This window comes from Ruegeria sp. BHSB056 (genome assembly GCF_059613305.1).
Window position 1 is genome coordinate 1 of record NZ_JBXWSG010000131.1, and the last position, 6,505, is coordinate 6,505.

A 6,505-nucleotide genomic window follows, 5' to 3' on the forward strand; every position below is an offset into this window, starting at 1 on the left:
GTTACACCGGGGACGTCGCACAGGGCAAGGCGGACGCCATTGAGGCTATTGAAGTCTCGCAAAAGTACTTTGCCTTTGTTCCGGAATGCGTTGCACAGACTTGCCTGGGCGTGGCCGAGACCTTTCTGGGCAACCTTGATCAGGCGCTGGACGCGTTCAGTGTTTCAGCCGAAATTGCGGAACGCGTCGGGGCAAAACGTCTTGAGGCGCAGGCCCTTGAACATCTGGCGCGAACGCAGGTTTATGCCGGACAGTCAGACCGCGCGCGTACGACCGGGCGTCGCGCGGTCGAAATCGCGCTTGAACATGGGCGGAACTTTGTAGGGCCCAAGGCTCTGTCGGCTCTGGCAATGGCCGAGACCAACCCTGATGAGCAAACGCGCTTGTTGAACCTGGGGTCTGAAATCATTGCCGAGGGATGTGTGGGGCACAGTCACCTGCACTTTTACTCGGATGCCAGCGCCGTCATGCTGGCGCGCGGCGATTGGGACGCAGCACTTGAATATGCGGATGGGCTTGCAGCCTTCACCACCACCGAGCCTTTGCCGATGGTCGATCTGTCCATTCGTCAAACACGACTGCTGGCTGAAAGCGGACAGCAGAACACTCTGCCCAAACAGCACGCGGAATATGCTGACCTGAATACGCAATTTGCAACGATGGGTATCACGCAATCCCTTGTGGGTTCAGTGGGGTTTCTGGCTGATTAGGCGACACCGCAGGAGGCTGAATGAGCGTAGAAAGAAAGGTGTGGCTGATTTCTGGCTTGCTGACCCTTGGGCTCGCCGGTCTGTTGCTCAGGCTTTGGATCGACTTGAACCATTTTGAGGGGGATCCAACGCAGCTTCCGGATCAGGCATCGGTGGATGCCTTTCTGGGTGAGCTGGACTCAGCACCAGATTACCGCGTCAAAACGGGGATATTCATCAAATCGTTCAGCTTTCTTGGTGCTAGCGACGTTCAGGTCACCGGCTACATCTGGCAGCATTACGTCGAAGGTGAACATGACAAGATCCGTCCAGCCGAGGGCGAGATCGGTTTCCTTCTGCCCGAAGCGGTCGATACAGCAAATGGCCTGATCGAAGAGGCCTATCGGCTACCGCAACAGGATGGCGTGCTGATCGGGTGGTACTTTGAACAAACCCTTCGTCAGAGCTTTGACTACACCCGTTACCCCTTTGATCACAAAACGGTCTGGGTGCGCGTCTGGCCCGCATCTTTTGACGTCAATGTTGCGCTGGTTCCCGACTTTGAGGCTTATACCGCGACCGGGCCGGATGATATTTTCGGCATCGACAGTCAGATCGTGATGGGCACTTGGGAACGCGAGAACACCTATTTCGACTATAAGCTGTCAAACCTGGATACGACGTTGGGCATCACGCAGAACACCTATCAAACCAACATGCCCGAACTGCATTATAACTTTGTCATCAAACGCAATTTCGCAAACGCGTTTATCGTGCACATGGTCCCGCTGCTTGTCGTGACAATGCTGCTGTTTGGGGCGCTGATGACCGTCACACGCCGTGAGGGGCTGGCCGATCGGCATGACTTCAGCACCTCCAGCGTGATCGGAACATGCTCGGTTCTGTTTTTCGTGATCCTGCTGGCCCATGTGCAGCTGCGCGAAGGGTTCGCGGGCTCTCCCGTGATCTATATGGAGTCGTTCTTTTTCATGATGTACTTCATGCTGCTGGCAGTTTCGGTGAATACATACCTGTTTGCGTCCGACGTTGAGACGTCGTTTGGAATCATCAACTACCGGGACAACCTTATTCCCAAGGCCGGGTTCTGGCCGTTCGTGCTGCTGTGTATGGTCGTGATTACGGCCTATAACCTTAGCTCCAAGGAAAGCCCAAAACCGCCACAAGTCAGCGCAGTGGAAAACTAGAGTGCCGGCTCAAATCCGGGCTTGGGTTCACCCTGCGCCATATCCAGCGTGTAGTCGCTGATGACTTCGGATTTGCCGTCACGCCAGTCTTGCAGGTATTTTTCAGGATCGGCGATTACATAGGCGTAAGCGGGTTTCATCACCCCATCCACGATCACGTTGATCTTTTTGCGGGTATAGACGTTCTTGGACGAGCCCGGACCATGATAGCCTTCCAGTTTGTCCAGTTCGTGCAGGCCCGATTCCGTCACCCGGTAAACCTCTCCGCTTACTTGTTTGCCCATGCCCTGCTGATCGACAAGGGTTGCCATTCGGTGCAGGAAGCCACAATTCGGATTGTCGCAGAACGGTTCATTTGGAACGATCAGGGGCATTGGTTGCCGCGTGCGGGCAGGCCCGACAAAGTCATTCAAAACCCGGTTGTGTGCCTCATGGTTCGGGAACCCCTGTTTCAGGGAGCCGTATGTGAAATACAGATAGGTGGGTTCCTGAATGGCAACAAAGGTTTCGTCACGGCCCTGTTCCGCGTCTTTAATCTTAAGGTTGTGGTCCTGCGCCCAAGCATCCAGCATGGTCCGGATTTCGGGCGGGATATCCATGCCCTGAACAAATTCAATGCACGAGGTTGCATCCATGCCTTTGGCGCGCAACAGGATGTCGACCATCCTTGGGGCTTTGTTCATCACAGCCACATGCAATGCGGTGAAACCGTGATCGTTGACGATATTGACGTCGATGTCGCGGCCGATCAAATCCTGCGCCGCTTCATAGTCGGGCTTACCCAGATCGTGACCACCTTCGTTCAATTCGCCTTCGCCACCGGCCGCATAATGCAGCAATGAATCGCCGTGGGCTTCGTCCACGATATTGATGCCCACGACACCTTCATCGATGGCGCGGAACACACGTTTCCATTCATTGATATCGTCAGCGGCGGCAGCCTCTCGGGCCCATTTGCACACGCGGTATTTCTGGTCGTCCAGTTCTTCGAACGCCTCGCCCAGTGCTTCCATGATCTGGTCAGGTGTGGCCATCATGCCAATCCCCATCCGACCGTTTGACAGCCGGCCTTCCCGGGGACCTATGAAATCAATGCCCAGTGTCTTCAGTCTTGCGACATTGTTCTGGGTGGTGATGTTGTTCCACATATTCGTGTTACAGGCCGGGCACAGGATCACGGGCTTCTTCTGGTACTGCCATGCCACAAAGACCGAGGTCAGAAGGTTATCGGCGATCCCGTTTGCCACTTTGCCCATGGTGTTGCAGGTGATAGGAGCGACGATCACGCAATCGGCCCAGTCGCATAGCGCCAGATGCGACGCACGCACCGGCATGTCGAATTCCATGTAACGGAAGTTCCATTCATCATCGTCGCGGTAATAGTCGTTATGGGTGATCTTGGCGTCGATCCGTTCAGCGCCGAAGTCCCGAAAAAACTTTTCGGCCGAAGTGGAAGGGATCAATTTGACATTGTGTCCGGCGTCGACGATGCGCTCAACCAGTTCGGGGATCTTGTCTGCCGCTGATGATCCGCAGGCACAAAGCAGCACGTTGCGTTTGCCGCTGCTTACCTCGTTCATCACACCTTTGGGATAGCCGAACATGTTCTTGTTCAGGCTGGGCGTCTCTTCAAGCTTGGAAACGGGAAGACCCGCTTCGATCATGCGGTCCTGAAGGTGACCTGCCTTGATCATGTCCACAATGTCTTCCAGCTTTTCGCCTTTGCTGATGCATTGGCCTTGGAAAAACAGGTAGGGAACTTTGGGTTTTTCACCTAAAGATATCAGCTGACGCCGCATCTTTATCGCATTGGGATCGCGACCGCCCACATCCACCTGCTTTACGCTGGTCGCACCGATGTTCGAAAGAACACTTCTGAGCATGTAGGACCATGGGTCTTCATCTTCATAAAACAGAACCATGGGGTTGTTCCGGATAATGCTGGTGACATCTCCGGGGTTTTCGGGCGGCTCAACCGTTTCGATCACCAGCAACGCCGGATTTTCCAGATCGCGCAGGCCGCGGAAGATGTTGCCGCGAGGGGCTTGCCAGACCTGTGACGTTGCGGGGCTCATGTCGACGATCGTCACAAGGTCGGTTGCTTCATCATATGCGATACACAGGCACCAGAATTCTTCGAGCAACGCGGTTTCCCGGTAAACGTTTACCGGTGGGCGGATGGCTTCGATCCCGGTGACCCGATTAAAGTCGATATTGATCATCAGGTGACGGTCGGTAATGGCGTCCAGGCCCTGAAGTTGCATCTTGAACCAGTCTTCGGGGGTATCGATCGATGTGTCCTCGCGCGTTCCGAAACTGCGAAGTGAACTGCTCAGGTGCACGTTTTCGGACCCGTTCAGGTATTTCTGGGCCATGTCGTGCATGTCCGCGGCCGTGGCCACCCGTGAGACAACATCCGTGAATGAGGCTTCGGTGGCCCGCAGCAGCTCGTCTTCGTCCACCTTGTCGTCGCCGTGAATGGCGAGGCTTTCCACCAACACCCCCAAGGAGTTCATGTTCGGAGTGGCGCGGCGGAACAGGTTGCGCCGTTTCTTGGGGTCTTTCGCCAGATAGAGTGTGCTGTCGACATAGTTGCATCGTTGCTTGAATGTCTTCAGATGCGTTTTGACCGCGGCACGCGCCGAAAAGCGTAAAATACCACGCGACCGCATCGAGGTTCCGTCACGGTCCGACATCGCTTTCCAAAGCCGGTCTGCGGTTGTAACCCAAAGCTTGCCGTATTTCTCAGGATGTACGTCCATCATGTGCACCAGCCCAGTGCTTGGGTTGCACTTGGCGATGACGGCAAAATGCCCGCCCGGCATATTCGCTTTGCCATGGGCGACGCCGACCTGAAAATTCGCCACCAAAATATCGTTGTCACCACCCAGCCGGTTGGACTCGTCAATCGCATCCAGCAACAGCTGCACGTTTGTCGTGTCCTCGTCCATGAAATAGGCCTGAACCTGAACACTGTCCCGCAAGCCCTGCGAATGAATGTAGGTACAGGCGACGTCAAACAGCTCACCCAGTGAGATACCGTCATTGACGACGAAAGACGAAGGCAGCGCGCATTCACGGAAAATGTCGTTCACTTCGCAACTGAAGCCCAACGCGGACATGCTGAGGGCGGCAGCCGTCACGCTGCAACAATTGATCGGCTGCTGGAAGTTCTGCAATTGAACACTGACCAGATCGCCGAACATCGTGGCGAAGCAGGGTTGCCGGATTTCCTCTGGTATCTGCCGCCAGTTCTCGCTGGACAGAAAAGCCAGCCGCGATCCGTCCAGCGCAAGCGCTTCGAGGCTGACGGGAATGTCCGATATCTGAAGGTGCTCTTCATAGAAATAGTCACCGACATCCGCGCTGGCCAAAGGATTTCCATTCTGCCGCAGCTGAACCACACCGCGCAGAACAACATACATGCCGCTTGCTGGCAGAACCGTGTTGTCGGTCACCTCGATACATTCGAAATGAGGGTTAATGACGGACAGGTTTGCAATCTTCGCCTCGCCCGGCAGAACCTTGTATATCAGGTTCCAGTCTGCGTCATTTGGGATATATGATCTGGACGTTTCAATTTGATCTATAAGCACAACTGTTCCCCCTGAAGTTGCGTTTCAAATGTCTAAGTGCGGCCAGCCGGGGCTTTGGGTTTTTCGATGTGCAGATCCCGTCATTCTGAGTTTAGGTCGGGCCCGGTTTTGCCTGTCACTGGCCAGGGCCGGCCTGCCAAAGTAAAAAGTATAAGCAAATTGGCCCAATTGGCTGCACAGTATCCGATTTTTGTATAAAAATCACGATGGCAGTGATGTTGGGTTTTAGGCCATCCTCTCCGACAGGCAAATATGTGGTGGACCCTACGCACCGAAGGGGCCGGAAAACTGTCGGATTTCAGGCTGATCTTCCGTTTAGTCGGCGAACAGGTAGTCCAGCCGCATCACTGCGCTGGCCTTTTCTTCGTCCACCCCTAGAAACTCGGAAATGACAGCTACGTTTTCGGCGCGCTGGGCGGTTTCCCGCAGTCGCAGGTAATTGTCCAAACCGGCGGCGCGGATTTGTTGGGACTCGTAACTCAGATCGTTGCGAAGTGTCGGCAGCAGACGGGAAACAGTCTCAACCGGGCTGTTTTCCCCCGCCAATCCGACGCGGCGCGCATGTCCGATCAGGTATTCGTCCGAGTATTCGCATTCGATCTCAAGCACATGGGTTTTGGCCTGATCACCGCAGAAATCCTGAACAACGTCCAGGTTGGCCGGGTCGAGGCACAGAACCAACTGGTCTGATCCGAAACTTTCGAAAAGCATTCGTACAACGGCCCGCCGATGGCGCGAGCGCTTGGTCAGCGTCGTCTCAATACCGCCCAGATCAGGCAGTTGAGTTTCCTCTTCGTTAAACAAGTATTCGACGCAAGGGATATCTGTTTCAGACGCGATCTGATCGACCAGCCTTTTAGCGACATGCCACTTCTTGCTGACGATCACGAACAGCTCTCGGTCAGGGCCCAGAACACTTTCGGCCTCCCAGAAACGTTGCCCGAACCGGCGCCCGATGCGCCCCCGGCCAGCCAGAAACGCATACAGGCTGCGCCCCTCGTTCGAGATGGGAAAG

The 6,505-nt window shown here is 55.1% G+C and carries 4 protein-coding genes; 2 read left to right on the top strand and 2 right to left on the bottom strand.

The features are described 5' to 3' along the window. The coding region (locus AC2FND_RS19195; RefSeq protein ID WP_496771322.1) for a tetratricopeptide repeat protein at positions 1-710 on the top strand (710 nt) is incomplete at its 5' end. Between the two features lie 20 nt (positions 711-730). Then, positions 731-1,894 (top strand): hypothetical protein, encoded by a 1,164-nt coding sequence (locus AC2FND_RS19200; RefSeq protein WP_496771323.1) that lies wholly within the window; start codon positions 731-733, stop codon positions 1,892-1,894. Here the strand turns inward: AC2FND_RS19200 and AC2FND_RS19205 are convergent. Together AC2FND_RS19205 and AC2FND_RS19210 are read right to left on the bottom strand one after the other, a co-directional pair. Continuing rightward, on the bottom strand, positions 1,891-5,490 hold the full coding sequence (locus AC2FND_RS19205) for a flavoprotein (protein WP_496771324.1): 3,600 nt from the start codon (positions 5,488-5,490) through the stop codon (positions 1,891-1,893). The two genes, AC2FND_RS19200 and AC2FND_RS19205, sit on opposite strands and share 4 nt — an antisense overlap. A gap of 315 nt (positions 5,491-5,805) precedes the next feature. Next, on the bottom strand, positions 5,806-6,505 hold a 700-nt coding region (locus AC2FND_RS19210; protein ID WP_496771325.1), incomplete at its 5' end, for a DUF5928 domain-containing protein.